This is a genomic window from Streptococcus mitis (assembly GCF_023109105.1).
Classification (GTDB): domain Bacteria; phylum Bacillota; class Bacilli; order Lactobacillales; family Streptococcaceae; genus Streptococcus; species Streptococcus mitis_BW.
Genome location: NZ_JALDTZ010000018.1, coordinates 19,537 through 36,649, shown reverse-complemented (window position 1 = coordinate 36,649; position 17,113 = coordinate 19,537). Strand labels below are relative to the sequence as shown.

The 17,113-nt window shown below is 40.1% G+C and carries 11 protein-coding genes; 9 read left to right on the top strand and 2 right to left on the bottom strand.

What is annotated here, in order from left to right:
• Nucleotides 1-218: 218 nt before the first annotated feature.
• The 5 genes from rsmH (at nt 219) to M1F37_RS08955 (ending at nt 7,291) form a co-directional block, all read left to right on the top strand.
• Complete coding sequence (gene rsmH, locus M1F37_RS08975) at nt 219-1,169, top strand: 16S rRNA (cytosine(1402)-N(4))-methyltransferase RsmH (RefSeq protein ID WP_247935539.1); 951 nt, start codon at nt 219-221, stop codon at nt 1,167-1,169.
• A gap of 9 nt (nt 1,170-1,178) precedes the next feature.
• Nucleotides 1,179-1,496: a cell division protein FtsL gene (gene ftsL / locus M1F37_RS08970; protein ID WP_247935538.1), complete on the top strand. Its 318-nt coding sequence runs from the start codon at nt 1,179-1,181 to the stop codon at nt 1,494-1,496.
• A gap of 3 nt (nt 1,497-1,499) precedes the next feature.
• Complete coding sequence (gene pbp2X, locus M1F37_RS08965) at nt 1,500-3,752, top strand: penicillin-binding protein PBP2X (RefSeq protein WP_247935537.1); 2,253 nt, start codon at nt 1,500-1,502, stop codon at nt 3,750-3,752.
• A gap of 1 nt (nt 3,753) precedes the next feature.
• Nucleotides 3,754-4,734: a phospho-N-acetylmuramoyl-pentapeptide-transferase gene (gene mraY, locus M1F37_RS08960; protein WP_000470820.1), complete on the top strand. Its 981-nt coding sequence runs from the start codon at nt 3,754-3,756 to the stop codon at nt 4,732-4,734.
• A gap of 451 nt (nt 4,735-5,185) precedes the next feature.
• Nucleotides 5,186-7,291 carry an ATP-dependent Clp protease ATP-binding subunit gene (locus tag M1F37_RS08955; protein ID WP_247935536.1) on the top strand — a complete coding sequence of 702 codons (2,106 nt, stop codon included), beginning with the start codon at nt 5,186-5,188 and terminating at the stop codon, nt 7,289-7,291.
• 60 nt (nt 7,292-7,351) lie between these two features.
• Here the strand turns inward: M1F37_RS08955 and M1F37_RS08950 are convergent, their stop codons facing one another.
• A complete protein-coding gene (locus tag M1F37_RS08950) occupies nt 7,352-7,834 on the bottom strand; it encodes an S-ribosylhomocysteine lyase (protein ID WP_247935535.1) in 483 nt (160 codons plus the stop codon).
• Nucleotides 7,835-7,928: 94 nt separating this feature from the next.
• Nucleotides 7,929-9,413 carry a DUF1846 domain-containing protein gene (locus M1F37_RS08945; protein WP_247935534.1) on the bottom strand — a complete coding sequence of 495 codons (1,485 nt, stop codon included), beginning with the start codon at nt 9,411-9,413 and terminating at the stop codon, nt 7,929-7,931.
• A gap of 152 nt (nt 9,414-9,565) precedes the next feature.
• Here M1F37_RS08945 and M1F37_RS08940 point away from each other — a divergent pair, with 152 nt between their 5' ends.
• The 4 genes from M1F37_RS08940 to M1F37_RS08925 all read left to right on the top strand — a co-directional run bounded on the left by M1F37_RS08940 (nt 9,566) and on the right by M1F37_RS08925 (nt 17,111).
• Nucleotides 9,566-11,176: a glycoside hydrolase family 13 protein gene (locus M1F37_RS08940; RefSeq protein ID WP_247935533.1), complete on the top strand. Its 1,611-nt coding sequence runs from the start codon at nt 9,566-9,568 to the stop codon at nt 11,174-11,176.
• Between the two features lie 168 nt (nt 11,177-11,344).
• Complete coding sequence (locus tag M1F37_RS08935; RefSeq protein ID WP_247935532.1) at nt 11,345-13,312, top strand: peptide ABC transporter substrate-binding protein; 1,968 nt, start codon at nt 11,345-11,347, stop codon at nt 13,310-13,312.
• 204 nt (nt 13,313-13,516) lie between these two features.
• Nucleotides 13,517-15,475, top strand: coding sequence for a peptide ABC transporter substrate-binding protein (locus M1F37_RS08930; protein ID WP_247935531.1), 1,959 nt, complete (start codon nt 13,517-13,519; stop codon nt 15,473-15,475).
• Nucleotides 15,476-15,665: 190 nt separating this feature from the next.
• Nucleotides 15,666-17,111, top strand: coding sequence for an LCP family protein (locus M1F37_RS08925; protein ID WP_247935530.1), 1,446 nt, complete (start codon nt 15,666-15,668; stop codon nt 17,109-17,111).
• Nucleotides 17,112-17,113 lie beyond the last annotated feature (2 nt).

The window sequence follows — 17,113 nt, the reverse complement described above, 5'->3', positions numbered from 1 at the left end:
GTAAGATGTTTATGTTTTGTCATAGTAGACCTCATTTCTAACTCAAACGTCTCATACTTAATTCCACCATAAAAATTTGTTTTAGACTAACTTCCACTTTGGTCAGACAAGTGGAAGTTACTTTGAGAAGTTACCATTTCTTAAAGAAATCTTACTTTTTTTGGCCTATTTGTCTGACTAGTGCAAGCTGGTCGGATTTGTGGTAAAATAAATAAGATATGACAAAAGAATTTCATCATGTAACGGTCTTACTCCACGAAACGATTGATATGCTCGACGTAAAGCCTGACGGTATCTACGTTGATGCAACTTTGGGTGGAGCGGGCCATAGCGAATATTTATTAAGTAAATTAAGTGAAAAAGGCCATCTCTATGCCTTTGACCGGGACCAGAATGCCATTGACAATGCACAAAAACGCTTGGCATCTTACATTGAAAAGGGGATGGTGACCTTTATCAAGGATAACTTCCGTCATTTACAGGCACGTTTACGTGAAGCTGGTGTTCAGGAAATTGATGGAATTTGTTATGACTTGGGAGTGTCTAGTCCTCAATTGGACCAGCGTGAGCGTGGTTTTTCTTATAAAAAGGATGCGCCACTGGACATGCGCATGAATCAGGAAGCTAGTTTGACAGCCTATGAAGTGGTGAACCACTATGACTATCATGACTTGGTTCGTATTTTCTTCAAGTATGGCGAGGACAAATTCTCTAAACAGATTGCGCGTAAGATTGAACAGGCGCGGGAAGTCAAGCCAATCGAGACAACGACTGAGTTGGCAGAAATTATCAAGTCGGCTAAACCTGCAAAAGAACTCAAGAAGAAGGGGCATCCTGCTAAGCAGATTTTTCAGGCTATTCGAATTGAAGTCAATGATGAACTGGGAGCGGCGGATGAATCTATCCAGCAGGCTATGGATATGTTGGCTCTGGATGGGAGAATCTCAGTGATTACCTTTCATTCCTTGGAAGACCGCTTGACTAAGCAGTTATTCAAGGAAGCTTCAACGGTTGAAGTTCCCAAAGGTTTGCCTTTCATCCCAGATGATCTCAAGCCCAAGATGGAATTGGTATCCCGTAAGCCAATCTTGCCAAGTGCAGAGGAATTAGAAGCCAATAACCGCTCGCACTCAGCCAAGTTGCGCGTGGCCAGAAAAATTCACAAGTAAGAGGAAAAAATGGTAGATAAGAAAGAAACAACCAGTCAATTCTTGCAGAGTCGTATAAAAAAATTCTCCCGTGTGGAGAAGGCTTTTTATCTTTCCATCGCTTTCACGGCTCTTGTTTTAGCAGTGAGCATTATCTTTATGCAGACACGGCTCCTGCAAGTGCAAAGTGATTTGACAAAAATCAATGCGCAGATAGAGGAGAAGAAGACAGAGCTCGATGATGCCAAGCAGGAAGTCAATGAATTGATTCGTTTAGAGCGCTTGAAAGAGATTGCAGATAAAAAAGATTTGAAATTGAATAATGAAAATATCCGAACAGCGGAGTAAGATATGAAATGGACAGAAAAAATAACCCGATTTGCGATAAAAAATCGTAAATCTCCAGCAAAAAACCGTAGGATAGTTGGCAAGTACCTCAGCTTTGTAGCTGTTGCTCTTTTCGCCCTCTTTTTGGCCAATTTTGCGTATATTATCGCAAAAGGTAATATATTTGGTACTGACTTGGTGAAAGAGGCTAGAAAAGTTCACCAAACAACCCGAACAGTTCCTGCCAAACGTGGGACTATTTATGACCGAAATGGAGTGCCTATCGCTGAAGATGCGACCTCTTATAACGTCTATGCTGTTATTGATAAAAAATACAAGTCAGCAACGGGTAAAATTCTTTATGTAGAGGATTCTCAATTTAATAAGGTAGCTGAAGTCTTCCATAAGTATTTGGATATGGATGAAGCTTATGTGAAAGAACAACTGGGTCAACCAAATCTGACCCAGGTTTCCTTTGGTGCAAAAGGAAATGGGATTACCTATGCCAATATGATGGCTATAAAAAAAGAATTAAAAGATGCTAGTGTGGAAGGGATTGACTTTACAACTAGCCCTAACAGAAGCTATCCAAATGGACAATTTGCATCTAGTTTTATTGGTTTAGCCCAACTTCATGAAAATGAGGATGGTAGCAAGAGTTTGTTAGGAACTTCTGGTTTAGAGAGTTCCTTGAATACCATTCTTGCTGGGACAGACGGTATTATTACCTATGAAAAAGACCGTGTAGGAAATATCGTCCCAGGTACAGAACAGATATCACAGAAGACTGTGAATGGTAAGGATGTTTATACAACATTGTCTAGTCCGCTACAATCTTTCATGGAAACTCAGATGGATGCCTTTCTAGAAAAAGTAAAAGGTAAGTACATGACCGCGACCTTGGTCAGTGCAAAGACCGGTGAAATCCTCGCTACCACCCAACGACCTACCTTTAATGCAGATACTAAAGAAGGAATCACTGAGGACTTTGTTTGGCGTGATATTCTTTATCAAAGTAACTATGAACCAGGATCAGCCATGAAGGTTATGACGTTAGCTTCTTCTATTGATAATAATACCTTCCCAAGTGGAGAATACTTCAATAGCAGTGAATTAAAAATAGCGGATGTGACGATTCGAGATTGGGATGTTAATGATGGTTTGACTACTGGTGGGATGATGACTTTCTTACAAGGTTTCGCTCACTCCAGTAATGTTGGAATGAGTCTACTTGAACAAAAAATGGGAGATACTACTTGGTTGGATTATCTAAACCGCTTTAAATTTGGGGTCCCAACTCGCTTTGGCTTGACAGATGAATACGCTGGTCAACTTCCAGCTGATAATATTGTCAATATTGCCATGAGTGCATTTGGTCAGGGGATTTCTGTAACGCAGACCCAGATGCTACGTGCTTTTACAGCCATTGCCAATGATGGTGTTATGTTAGAGCCGAAATTTATTACGGCCTTGTATGATCCAAATGATCAAACCGTTCGTAAATCTCAAAAAGAAATCGTAGGAAATCCCGTTTCGAAAGATGCAGCTAGCCAAACTCGTACTCACATGGTCTTGGTAGGAACGGATCCTAGATATGGAACTATGTACAATCATAGTACAGGAAAAGCAACTGTCAATGTTCCAGGTCAAAATGTAGCCCTCAAGTCTGGTACAGCCCAAATCGCTGACGAGAAAAATGGAGGCTACTTGGTTGGTTCTACCAACTACATTTTCTCGGTTGTGGCTATGAACCCTGCTGAAAATCCTGATTTTATCTTGTATGTAACGGTTCAACAGCCTGAACATTATTCAGGTATCCAATTGGGAGAATTTGCCAACCCAATTCTTGAAAGAGCTTCAGCTATGAAAGAATCTCTCAATCTTCAATCTCCTGCTAAGAATTTAGATCAAGTGACGACAGAGTCTTCTTATGCAATGCCTAGCATCAAGGATATTTCACCTGGTGATTTGGCAGAAGCCTTACGCCGAAATATTGTGCAACCAATCGTTGTAGGTACTGGAACAAAGATTAAAGAATCATCTGTAGAAGAAGGGACCAATCTTGCACCAAACCAACAAGTTCTCCTTTTATCGGATAAGGTAGAAGAAATTCCAGACATGTATGGCTGGAAAAAAGAGACTGCTGAGGCCTTTGCTAAATGGTTGGATATTGAGCTGGAATTTGAAGGGTCAGGTTCTGTTGTTCAGAAGCAAGATGTTCGGACTAATACAGCTATCAAAAACATTAAAAAAATTAAATTAACTTTAGGAGACTAATATGTTTATTTCCATCAGTGCTGGAATTGTGACATTTTTACTAACTTTAGTAGGAATTCCGGCCTTTATCCAATTTTATAGAAAGGCGCAAATTACAGGCCAGCAGATGCATGAGGATGTCAAACAGCACCAGGCAAAAGCTGGGACTCCTACAATGGGAGGTTTGGTTTTCTTAATTGCTTCTGTTTTAGTTGCTTTCTTTTTCGCCCTATTTAGTAATCAACTCAGCAATAATGTTGGTATGATTTTATTTATCTTGGTTCTTTATGGTTTAATCGGATTTTTGGACGACTTCCTCAAGGTCTTCCGCAAAATCAATGAGGGGCTAAATCCCAAGCAGAAATTGGCTCTTCAGCTTCTAGGTGGTGTCATTTTTTACCTTTTCTATGAGCGCGGTGGCGATATGCTTTCAGTCTTTGGCTACCAAGTGCATCTAGGGATTTTCTATATTGTCTTCGCCCTTTTCTGGCTAGTTGGTTTTTCAAATGCAGTCAACTTGACAGACGGCATTGACGGTCTAGCTAGTATTTCAGTGGTGATTAGTTTGTCTGCTTATGGAGTTATTGCCTATGTGCAAGGTCAGATGGATATTCTTCTGGTGATTCTAGCCATGATTGGTGGCTTGCTCGGCTTCTTCGTCTTTAACCATAAGCCTGCAAAGGTCTTTATGGGGGATGTAGGAAGTTTGGCTCTAGGTGGAATGTTGGCAGCTATTTCTATGGCCCTCCACCAAGAATGGACTCTCTTGATTATTGGAATTGTTTATGTCTTTGAAACAACTTCGGTTATGATGCAAGTCAGTTATTTCAAAATGACTGGTGGCAAACGTATTTTCCGTATGACGCCTGTGCATCACCATTTTGAACTTGGAGGATTGTCTGGTAAAGGAAATCCTTGGAGCGAGTGGAAGGTTGACTTCTTCTTTTGGGGAGTGGGACTTCTAGCAAGTCTCTTGACACTAGCAATTTTGTATTTGATGTAAGAATAGCACCCTGATATTTCAGGGTGTTTTTGCATTCTAAAAAATATTGGTCAATTAAAGTCAAATCTCTTGACCTTTTCTGACTAATGTAGTATATTATGAACGTAAGGTAAATGAAAGCCTTACTAGAACACTTATACTTAATGAAAATCAAAGAGTAAACTAGGAAGCTAGCGCAGGTTGCTCAAAACACTGTTCTGAGGTTGCAGATAGAGCTGACGTTGTTTGAAGAGATTTTCGAAGAGTATTATTTAAAGTAAAATAGAAAGAGGTGTGTCTATGTTTAATCTAGAAATTTTCAGAAGTAAAGATAGTCTACTCCTACTTGAAAAAGAAAAACCAGAAATAGTACGTAGAGTAGCTATTTAGCTAGTCTAAATTTTTTAAAACAAAGGTCAAAGATAGTCAATATCAGTAATCATAACTAAGTAAACAAAAAGAGGTAAAGAATATGAACAACAACTTTAATAACTTTAACAACATGGATGATTTATTTAACCAATTGATGGGTGGTATGCGAGGATATAGTTCTGAAAATCGCCGTTACTTGATCAATGGACGTGAAGTCACACCTGAGGAATTTGCTCACTATCGTGCAACTGGTCAATTGCCAGGAAATGCAGAATCTGATGCGCAAATGCAACAACAGGCTTTAGGTATGAAACAAGATGGTGTCCTTGCTAAACTCGGTCGTAACTTGACATCAGAAGCACGTGAGGGCAAGCTGGATCCTGTTATCGGACGAAATAAGGAAATTCAAGAAACATCTGAAATCCTTTCACGCCGTACTAAGAACAATCCTGTTTTGGTCGGAGATGCAGGTGTTGGTAAGACAGCTGTTGTCGAAGGTCTAGCGCAAGCTATTGTGAATGGAGATGTTCCAGCTGCCATCAAGAACAAGGAAATTATTTCTATTGATATCTCAGGTCTTGAGGCTGGTACTCAATACCGTGGTAGCTTTGAAGAAAACGTTCAAAACTTGGTCAATGAAGTAAAAGAAGCAGGCAATATTATCCTCTTCTTTGATGAAATTCATCAAATTCTCGGTGCCGGTAGCACTGGTGGAGATAGTGGTTCTAAAGGGCTTGCGGATATTCTCAAGCCAGCTCTCTCTCGTGGTGAGTTGACAGTGATTGGGGCAACGACTCAAGATGAATACCGTAACACCATCTTGAAGAATGCTGCTCTTGCTCGTCGTTTCAACGAAGTCAAGGTCAATGCCCCTTCAGCAGAGGATACATATAAAATTCTTCAAGGAATTCGTGATCTCTATCAACAACACCACAATGTCATTTTGCCAGATGAAGTCTTGAAAGCAGCAGTGGATTATTCTGTTCAGTATATTCCTCAACGTAGCTTGCCAGATAAGGCTATCGACCTTGTCGATGTAACGGCGGCTCACTTGGCAGCTCAGCATCCAGTAACAGATGTTCATGCTGTTGAACGTGAAATTGAGGTAGAAAAAGACAAGCAAGAAAAAGCTGTTGAGGCAGAAGATTTTGAAGCAGCTCTAAACTATAAAACACGCATTGCAGAATTAGAAAAGAAAATCGAAAACCACACAGAAGATATGAAGGTGACTGCAAGTGTCAACGATGTGGCTGAATCTGTGGAACGAATGACGGGTATCCCAGTGTCACAAATGGGAGCATCAGACATCGAACGTTTGAAAGATATGGCTCATCGTCTGCAAGACAAGGTGATTGGCCAAGACAAGGCAGTTGAAGCTGTAGCTCGTGCCATCCGTCGTAACCGTGCTGGTTTCGATGAAGGCAATCGCCCAATCGGTAGCTTCCTCTTTGTAGGTCCAACTGGGGTTGGTAAGACGGAACTTGCTAAGCAATTGGCACTGGATATGTTTGGTACCAAGGATGCTATCATCCGTTTGGATATGTCGGAATATAGCGACCGCACAGCCGTTTCTAAGCTAATTGGTACAACAGCAGGATATGTGGGTTATGATGATAATAGCAATACATTAACAGAACGTGTTCGTCGCAATCCATACTCTATCATTCTCTTGGATGAGATTGAAAAGGCTGATCCTCAAGTAATCACTCTTCTCCTCCAAGTCTTGGATGATGGTCGTTTGACGGATGGTCAAGGAAATACAGTAAACTTCAAGAACACTGTCATTATTGCGACTTCAAATGCTGGATTTGGCTATGAAGACAACTTGACAGAAGATGCGGATAAACCAGAATTGATGGACCGTTTGAAACCATTCTTCCGCCCAGAATTCCTTAACCGCTTCAACGCAGTTATCGAGTTCTCACACTTGACGAAGGAAGACCTTTCTAAGATTGTGGACTTGATGTTAGCTGAAGTCAACCAAACCTTGGCTAAGAAAGATATTGATTTGGTAGTCAGTCAAGCGGCTAAAGACTATATCACAGAAGAAGGTTATGACGAAGTCATGGGTGTTCGTCCGCTCCGTCGCGTGGTTGAACAAGAAATTCGTGATAAGGTGACAGACTTCCATTTGGATCACCTAGATGCCAAACACCTAGAAGCAGATATGGAAGATGGTGGTTTGGTTATTCGTGAGAAAGCTTAACTAGAGATTTTGAGAATAAAAAAGAAGGAGCCAGCTGAAAAACTGGTTCCTTTTTTGTGTTTAGATGACATGACGCTCAAAGGCATCATCTGAGATTCCTTGTTTCAAGATGAGTTTAGCCCATTCTTTAGCAGAGAAGAGGCTGTGATCCTTGTAGTTTCCGCAAGATTCGATGGTTGTTCCAGGGACATCTTCCCAAGTGGTAGTTTCAGCGATTTCCTTGAGCGAATCCTTGATAACAGATGCAATTTCAGCGCTGGTATGACGCCCCCACATAATCATGTGGAAGCCTGTGCGGCAACCAAATGGTGAACAGTCGATCATGCCGTCAATGCGGGTGCGGATGAGTTTTGCCAAGAGGTGCTCGATAGTGTGAAGGCCGGCAGTAGGGATCGAGTCTTCGTTTGGTTGCACCAAGCGAATATCATAATTGGAGATGATGTCTCCTTTTGGTCCTGTTTCTTCCCCAATCAAGCGGACATAGGGTGCTTTAACAATGGTGTGGTCAAGTTCAAAACTTTCAACAATAACTTCTTTTGACATGGTAAATCCTTTCAGTTTTCTTCTTTCATTATAACATAAAGCTGGCTCCTGAGACAGAGAGAAAACCTCTCCGAGAGTGGAGAGGTTCAAATCTTTACTTACGATACAAACGGTCGTATTGGTAGTAGGGGTCAAAGGTTACGTTGATCCCCAATTTACGAAGGACATTCTTGTCTTCATCTGTCAAGATGATAGTTGAGTGAGCTTCGCTTCCTTTGAGGTTGCCAAGTTCTTCCATAGCGCGAGCAGCGTCAGGATTTTCCGTAGCTGTGATAGCTAGTGCAATCAGGATTTCATTTGAATGCAGGCGTGGATTACGGCTACCGAGATGATCGATTTTAAGACCTTGGATTGGCTTAACAACTTCAGGCTCGATTAGTTTTACTTCTTTAGCGATGTTAGCTGATTTCTTGATGGCGTTGATAAGAGCAGCTGCTGTAGGGCCAAAGAGTTCTGAGTTCTTACCAGTCACGATTTCCCCGCTTGGCAATTCAAGAGCTAGGGCTGGTCCGCCAGTTTCTTCTGCTTTTTGGCGTGCAACAACAGCAACCTTACGGTCTGCAGGTGTGATGCCGAGGTCATTCATAAGCAACTCGATTTTCTTGACAGCAGATTCCCCAACTTTTTCAGCTTTAAAATCAAGAACAGTCTGATAGTAACGGCGGATGATTTCTTGTTTAGAAGCTTCGATAGCAGCCTCATTATCTGTGATAGCGAAACCAACCATGTTGACACCCATGTCTGTTGGAGAAGCGTATGGAGATTCCCCAAGGATACGTTCCAACATGCGCTTGAGCACTGGGAAAATTTCGATATCACGGTTGTAGTTGACAGTGGTTTCTCCGTAGGTTTGGAGATGGAAGGGGTCAATCATGTTGACATCATCAAGGTCAGCTGTGGCGGCCTCATAGGCCAAATTGACTGGGTGATGAAGGGGTAGATTCCAAACTGGGAAAGTTTCAAATTTAGCGTAACCAGACTTGATACCGTTGATTTGGTCGTGGTACATATTGGACATGCAGGTCGCCAATTTTCCAGAACCAGGTCCAGGAGCAGTTACGACGATCAAGTTGCGACTAGTTTTGATGTAGTCATTTTTTCCCATGCCTTCTGGAGAAATGATGTGATCCATATCCGTCGGATATCCTTTGATTGGATAATGAAGATAAGAATCAATTCCGTTTTTATCTAACTGGTTGCGGAAGGCATCTGCAGCGGGTTGTCCAGCGTATTGTGTAATGACAACGGAGCCAACAAAAATCCCTAATTCATTGAATTTATCAATCAAACGAAGGACTTCTTGGTCATAAGAAATGCCTAGGTCACCACGTGCCTTGGAATGTTCGATGTTGCTAGCATTAATGGTAATCACAACTTCAACTTGCTCTTTCAACTCCTGCAAGAGCTTGATTTTGTTGTCAGGCTCATAGCCAGGAAGGACACGAGCAGCGTGGAAATCTTCTAACATTTTGCCACCAAACTCTAAGTAGAGTTTGCCGTCAAATTGGTTAATGCGCTCCAAGATGTGGTCGCGTTGTAGATTCAAATATTGTTCAGAACTAAAAGCTTGTTTTTTCATTTTTTTACCTCTGACCTCTATTATAATAAAAAATTGGAAGTTAGGAAACTATGGAGTTAAAAAAGAAATCAAAAAGATTAGGCAAACGCTTGCATAAAGCTCCGAAAAGCGCTATCATAGACTGTGGATTATTAAAATAATGAGGTAAGAAAATGCAAGAAAAATGGTGGCACAATGCCGTAGTCTATCAAGTCTATCCAAAGAGTTTTATGGATAGTAATGGAGATGGAATTGGCGATTTGCCAGGAATTACTAGTAAGTTAGACTATCTAACCAAGCTGGGGATTACAGCGATTTGGCTTTCTCCCGTTTATGATAGTCCTATGGATGATAATGGTTATGATATTGCTGATTATCAAGCGATTGCGGCTATTTTTGGGACCATGGAGGATATGGACCAACTGATAGCAGAAGCTAAGAAGCGTGATATTCGTATCATCATGGACTTGGTGGTCAATCATACTTCAGATGAGCATGCTTGGTTTGTCGAGGCCTGTGAAAATCCTGATAGCCCTGAGCGAGATTACTATATCTGGCGGGATGAACCCAACGACCTTGATTCTATCTTTGGTGGATCTGCTTGGGAATACGATAAAAAGTCAGGTCAATACTATCTCCACTTTTTCAGTAAGAAACAGCCCGATCTCAACTGGGAGAATGAAAAACTTCGCCAGAAAATTTATGAGATGATGAACTTTTGGATTGATAAAGGGATTGGCGGTTTCCGTATGGATGTCATTGACATGATTGGGAAAATTCCTGATGAGAAGGTAGTCAATAATGGACCTATGCTCCATCCTTATCTCAAGGAGATGAATCAGGCGACCTTTGGAGATAAGAATCTCTTGACAGTAGGGGAGACTTGGGGAGCAACGCCAGAAATTGCCAAGCTCTACTCTGATCCAAAGAGGCAAGAATTGTCTATGGTCTTCCAATTTGAACATATTTGTCTTCAGTATCAGGAAGGTCAACCTAAGTGGCACTATCAAAAAGAGCTGAATATCACTAAGTTAAAAGAGATTTTCAACAAATGGCAGACAGAATTAGGAGTTGAGGACGGCTGGAATTCCCTCTTCTGGAACAATCATGACCTCCCTCGTATCGTCTCAATCTGGGGAAATGACCAAGAATATCGCGAAAAATCTGCCAAAGCCTTTGCCATCTTGCTTCATCTCATGAGAGGGACTCCTTATATCTACCAAGGTGAGGAAATTGGGATGACAAATTATCCGTTTGAGACGCTGGATCAAGTAGAAGATATTGAATCCCTCAACTATGCGCGTGAGGCTCTAGAAAAAGGCGTTCCGATGGAAGAAATCATGGACAGTATCCGTGTCATTGGACGAGATAATGCCCGCACCCCTATGCAATGGGATGAGAGCAAAAATGCTGGTTTCTCAATAAGTCAACCTTGGTTGCCAGTGAATCCAAACTATCAAGCAATTAACGTTCAAGAAGCACTGGCAAATCCAGATTCTATTTTCTATACCTATCAGAAGTTGGTCCAAATCCGTAAGGAGAATAGCTGGCTGATTCGAGCTGACTTTGAATTGCTTGATACGGCTGACAAGGTCTTTGCCTATATCCGTAAGGACGGTGACCGTTGCTTCCTAGTTGTGGCTAACTTATCCAATGAAAAACAAGACTTAACAGTAGAAGGAAAAATCAAATCGGTCTTGATTGAAAACACCCTAGCTCAAGAAGTTTTTGAAAAACAAATCTTGGCTCCATGGGATGCTTTCTGTGTGGAATTGATTGACTAAAAAGTGGGAACCTCAAGCTTATAGAGTTTGAGGTTTTTTACTAAAAATTGTATAGAAAAATCTTTAAAAAATATTTGTTAGAATTTTCTAAAAAATCTCTCAAAAGCTCTTGCATTTATAGAAAAATAGGTTATAATGGTGAAAAACCTATCTTAAAGGAGATTGCCTATGAAATCGAAAAAGTGGCTCTTAGGAGCGGGAGTGACCTTGAGTGCAGCCCTTCTTTTGGCAGCTTGTGGTAAAAGTGATAAGAAAGCAGATGCCCCGAGGAGTTTTTCTTATGTTTATGCAGTGGATCCGTCTTCCTTGGATTATAGCGTTACGAGTAAAAGTTCTACCTCTGACGTGATTGGTAATGTTGTTGATGGTCTTTTAGAGAATGATAAATATGGAAATCTTATTCCGTCTTTAGCAGAGGATTGGACTGTTTCAGCCGATGGTTTGACTTACACTTACAAACTTCGTAAGGGTGTGAAATGGTATACTTCTGAAGGAGAGGAGTATGCAGAAGTTAAGGCACAGGATTTTGTTACCGGTCTGAAACATGCAGCAGATGGTAAGTCAGAAGGTCTTTCTTTGATTGAAAAATCAATCAAAGGTTTGGAAGCTTATGTTAGTGGTGAGACCAATGATTTTTCAACTGTAGGTGTTAAAGCTCTTGATGATTATACGGTAGAATATACCCTCAATAAACCAGAAAGTTTTTGGAACTCTAAAGTAACAACAGCAACCATGCTTCCTGTAAATGAAGAATTTTTGAATGCAACAGGCAAGGATTACGGAGCGCCAACCCCATCAAGTATTCTTTACAATGGTCCATATTTTTTGAAATCTTTGATTTCTAAATCTGTGATTGAATATGAAAAAAATCCTAACTATTGGGATAAGGAAAATGTCAAGATTGATAATGTAAAATTAACATTTTATGACGGATCGGATCAAGAATCTCTTATCCGTAGTTTCGCTACAGGAGCATATAATACAGCGAGACTTTTTCCAAATAGTTCAAGTTTTGCTTCCACCAAAGAAAAATATGGAGATCAGATTATTTATAGCCCTCAGGAAGCAACTAGTTATTACTTTACTTTTAACGTAAATCGTCAATCATATAATAAAACAGCCAAGACAGATGAAGGACAAAAGCTTTCTACAAAAGAAGCCATGCTGAATAAAAATTTCCGTCAAGCAATTAATTTTGCCTTCAATCGCCACGCCTATACAGCTCAATTAAACGGTGAAGAAGGTGCGGATAAGATTATTCGTAATAGTCTAGTACCAGATAATTACGTTCAAGTAGCAGAGAAGACCTTTGGACAGTTGGCTCAAGATGAACTACTGAAATATGGAGAACAGTGGAAAGATGTGACTCTCACAGATGGTAAGGATACAATTTACAATCCTACAAAGGCTAAATCTGCATTTGAGAAAGCGAAGTCAGAATTACAAGCTAAGGGAGTAAGTTTCCCGATTCATTTGGATGTGCCAGTAGAACAGACAGATGTAGTTGCGGTTCAACAAACCAATTCGCTAAAACAATCAATTGAAGAAACGCTTGGAACGGAGAATGTCATTGTAGATGTTCTTCAAATGACAGACAATGAGAAGGAGAGTATTACTTCTCAAGCAAAAGTGCCAGCGCAAAAAGACTATGATTTGAACGGAACAGGTTGGGGACCAGATTACCAAGATCCAGCAACCTATCTCAATATTTTAGATGCTAAGAAGGGTTCTGCCTTGAAACATCTAGGTATAACAAAGGGCAAGGATCCTGAAGTTATGGCGAAAATTGGCTTGGATGAGTACAAAAAGCTTTTAGATGACGCTGCAGCTGAAACAAGTAACCTCAATGAGCGTTATGAAAAATATGCTAAGGCTCAAGCTTGGGTAACAGATAGTTCTCTCCTTATTCCAGTGGCGTCTTCAGGAGGTTCTCCTATGGTAAGTCGTTCTGTGCCATTTACTAAAGCTTATTCACAAGTTGGTATCAAAGGGGATCCATTTATTTTTAAAGGAATGGAACTTCAAAATGATATTGTTACGACTAAAGAGTATGAGGCAGCCCTCAAAAAATGGCAAAAGGAAAAACTAGAATCTAATGCTCAGTATCAAAAGGATTTAGAAAAACACGTAAAATGAGTCTAGGCTTGTTTTTACAAATAATTTTTAATCAATAAATCGCATAAAAACAAGGGAAGACTGTATGAAAGACAGAAAACCTTTGTTTTTTTAATTCCTAGAGTTTATAAACTTCCATTCTAGAAATTCAATTAACTTTACAAATCGCCACTAATTTGGTAAAATAAACTTATGTTATAAAAACTAACATAAAGGAGAAAGAAGATGAATACAAAAAAGCGTGTCCTTAGTGCAGGCCTGACTTTTGCGGCTGCTTTGCTTTTAGCTGCTTGCGGTCAATCAGGTTCAGATACAAAAACTTACTCATCAACCTTTAGTGGAAATCCAACTACATTTAACTATTTATTAGACTACTACGCTGATAATACAGCTATTATTACTAACCTAGTTGATGGTTTGCTTGAAAATGACAATTATGGAAATCTAGTTCCGTCTTTAGCAGAGGACTGGTCTGTTTCAAGTGACGGCCTGACTTATACCTACAAATTGAGAAAAGATGCCAAATGGTTTACAGCTGACGGTGAAGAGTACGCCCCAGTCAAGGCACAAGATTTTGTGACAGGTATCAAGTACGCAGTGGATAATAAATCACAGGCGATTGATTTGATTCAAAACTCGATCAAGGGCTTGAATGATTATATTACAGGAGCGGATTCCGACTTTTCTAAGGTTGGGGTGAAGGCTATTGACGACCAGACGGTTGAGTATACTTTGGCACGTCCAGAGCCTTACTGGAATTCAAAAACAACGAATAGTATTCTTTTCCCAGTAAACGAAGAGTTTCTAAATTCAAAAGGGAAAGATTTTGGTACCCTATCTCCAGATAGCATTCTCTACAGCGGACCTTATTTGTTAAAAGATTTCACATCAAAATCATCTATCGAGTATGTGAAGAATCCGCATTACTATGATCATGACAAAGAATCGATTGAACACGTGAAATTAGCTTATTTTGATGGCTCAGACCAAGAATTAACCATCCGTAACTTTGAAAGTGGAGCCTATTCTATCGCTGGGGTTTATCCAAATAGTTCAAACTTTGCTAAGACCAAGGAGAAATATAATGATAATATCGTCTATAGTTTGCAGGACAAGACTTCTTGGTATTTCAATTTCAACGTTAATCGTAAGGTCTACAATCACACTGCTAAAACGACAGATGAGCAGAAGAAGTCAACTGAGACAGCTGTTTTGAACAAGAAGTTCCGCCAAGCAGTGAACTTTGCCTTGGACCGCACAGCCTATTCTGCTCAGTCAAATGGGGAAGAAGCGGCTAGCAAGACCCTTCGGAACACCCTGGTTCCTCCTACCTTTGTCCAAGTTGGAGATAAGACCTTTGGAGAAGTAGTCGCTTCTAAATTGGTCAACTACGGAACAGAATGGTCAGGTATTAACTTGGCAGATGCTCAGGATGCCTATTTCAACAAAGAAAAAGCCCAAGCAAAATTTGCAGAAGCCAAAAAAGAATTGGCAAGTCAAGGTATGACCTTCCCAATTCACTTGGATGTAGCTGTTGATCAGACAAATAAAAATGCTGTGACAGGCATGAACTCAGTTAAGCAGACCCTTGAGTCGGTTTTAGGTGCTGATAATATTGTCATTGATGTTCAACAACTTTCAACAGATGATTTTAATAACGTAGCCTTCTTGGCACCGACACCAGCTGATCGAGACTACGATTTGAACTTTGATGGCTGGGTAGGTGATTATCAAGATCCATCAACTTATCTCAATCCTTTCAATGCAGAGGATGGTTTCTACCTCAAGATTTTTGGTCTAGATGCCAAGGAAGATAAAGCAAAAATTGCTAGCCTAGGTCTAGATACTTACACTACAATGCTCAAGGAAGCGGATAGTGAAAACAAAGATGTGGCGAAGCGTTATGAAAAATACGCCGAAGCTCAAGCTTGGATGATCGATAACTCTCTCCTTATGTCAGCTATGTCAAATGGTGGAACAGCTTCTGTAACTAAAGTGACACCATTTACAAGAGGTTATTCATTGGTTGGTATCAAGGGCGATGGAAATAACTACAAGTACATGAAACTGCAAAAAGATACTGTTACGACCAAACAGTATGAAGAAGCCAAGACTAAATGGGAGCAAGAAAGCAAAAAAGCAATCGAAAAAGCTCAAAAAGAAGCAGAAAATCATGTTAAATAATGATGAGCGAGGTTTCGTAAGGGACCTCGTTTTTATGTTTATATATTAAATTTATTGAAGTAATTGTTTGCAAGTAAAAAAGAATGTTTCGGGAAGCAGATGAAAACGCCTTACCTAAGCGGATTTACAACACAGGCGTATTTTTTATGATATAATAAAATGAAATAAAAATTGATAATAGAGGTATATCGTGAGTAGATCTTCGAAGCGAGTTCGTCAGGGTAAAACAAAAATAGTGATTTGTTGGGGGTTGCTAGCTATCTATGCAGTACTATCAGTCTTTTTATTGTTTTTGATTTTCAAGTACAATATGCTAGCCTTCCGATATCTCAATATAGTAGTTACTGTCTTAATTGTGGCCTTAGCCATCGTGAGCTTCTTTTTAATTCGGTCCAGGAAAGTTAAAAATCTAACGCTGATTTTATTATTACTAGGTATTTTGATTAATGGGACTTCTCTCTTTACTGTAGGGCAGTTCATTGGATTTACCAGCCGCCTGAATGCGACATCGAACTACTCAAATTATTCGATGAGTATTGCGGTGTTAGCAGATAGTTCAATTGATCATATCAGTCAGCTAAGCAGTGTAACGGGGCCGACTGGGACGGATAAGGATAATATCCAACAGTTGATGAATGATCTGAAGGCTAGTCAAAATAAGGAGTTAACAGTCGAAGAAAGTAGCTCCTATCTTGCGGCCTATAAGAGCCTGCTAGCTGGCGATACAAAGGCGATTATATTAAATAGTGTCTTTGAAAACATTATCGAATCAGAATATCCTGACTATGCTTCAAAAATTAAGAAAATCTATACCAAAGAATTAACGAAAACGGTTGAAACTCCAAAAGATGTCAAAGGTGACAGTTTCAACGTTTATATCAGTGGAATTGATACTTATGGTCCAATCAGTTCAGTTTCTCGTTCGGATGTCAATATCATTATGACAGTGAATCGTGAAACGAAAAAGATTCTCTTGACTACAACGCCTCGTGATTCCTATGTTCCAATTGCCGATGGTGGCAACGACCAAAAAGATAAGTTGACCCATGCGGGGATTTATGGAGTAGATGCTTCCATTCATACACTGGAAAATCTTTATGGTATTGACCTGAACTATTATGCTCGTTTGAATTTCACTTCTTTCTTGAAATTGATTGATCTCCTTGGTGGAGTTGATGTCCATAATGATCAGGATTTCACTTCCCTACATGGGAAGTTCCATTTCCCAGTAGGCAATGTTCATTTAGATTCTGAACAAGCTCTTGGATTTGTACGTGAACGCTATTCTTTAGCAGATGGAGATCGGGATCGTGGTCGCAACCAACAAAAGGTCATTGTTGCTATACTGCAAAAGCTAACCTCGACAGAAGCTTTGAAAAATTATGACAGTATTATTAAGGGGCTGCAAGATTCGATTCAAACCAATATGCCACTTGAAACCATGATGAACTTGGTCAATGCCCAACTTGAGAGTGGTGGAACTTATAAAATTAATTCACAGGATCTTAAGGGAACCGGGCGGATGGATTTACCATCCTATGCTATGCCTGAGAGTAACCTCTACATGATGGAGATAAGTGATAGCAGTTTAGAGTCAGTCAAGGCTGCAATTAATGATGTGATGGAAGGAAAATAAGA

What these genes read in the sequence shown, in the direction of transcription:
- rsmH (WP_247935539.1), top strand. Translation starts at nt 219, where the DNA reads ATGACAAAAGAATTTCATCATGTAACGGTCTTACTCCACGAAACGATT.
- ftsL (WP_247935538.1), top strand. Translation starts at nt 1,179, where the DNA reads ATGGTAGATAAGAAAGAAACAACCAGTCAATTCTTGCAGAGTCGTATA.
- pbp2X (WP_247935537.1), top strand. Translation starts at nt 1,500, where the DNA reads ATGAAATGGACAGAAAAAATAACCCGATTTGCGATAAAAAATCGTAAA.
- mraY (WP_000470820.1), top strand. Translation starts at nt 3,754, where the DNA reads ATGTTTATTTCCATCAGTGCTGGAATTGTGACATTTTTACTAACTTTA.
- M1F37_RS08955 (WP_247935536.1), top strand. Translation starts at nt 5,186, where the DNA reads ATGAACAACAACTTTAATAACTTTAACAACATGGATGATTTATTTAAC.
- M1F37_RS08950 (WP_247935535.1), bottom strand. Translation starts at nt 7,834, where the DNA reads ATGTCAAAAGAAGTTATTGTTGAAAGTTTTGAACTTGACCACACCATT.
- M1F37_RS08945 (WP_247935534.1), bottom strand. Translation starts at nt 9,413, where the DNA reads ATGAAAAAACAAGCTTTTAGTTCTGAACAATATTTGAATCTACAACGC.
- M1F37_RS08940 (WP_247935533.1), top strand. Translation starts at nt 9,566, where the DNA reads ATGCAAGAAAAATGGTGGCACAATGCCGTAGTCTATCAAGTCTATCCA.
- M1F37_RS08935 (WP_247935532.1), top strand. Translation starts at nt 11,345, where the DNA reads ATGAAATCGAAAAAGTGGCTCTTAGGAGCGGGAGTGACCTTGAGTGCA.
- M1F37_RS08930 (WP_247935531.1), top strand. Translation starts at nt 13,517, where the DNA reads ATGAATACAAAAAAGCGTGTCCTTAGTGCAGGCCTGACTTTTGCGGCT.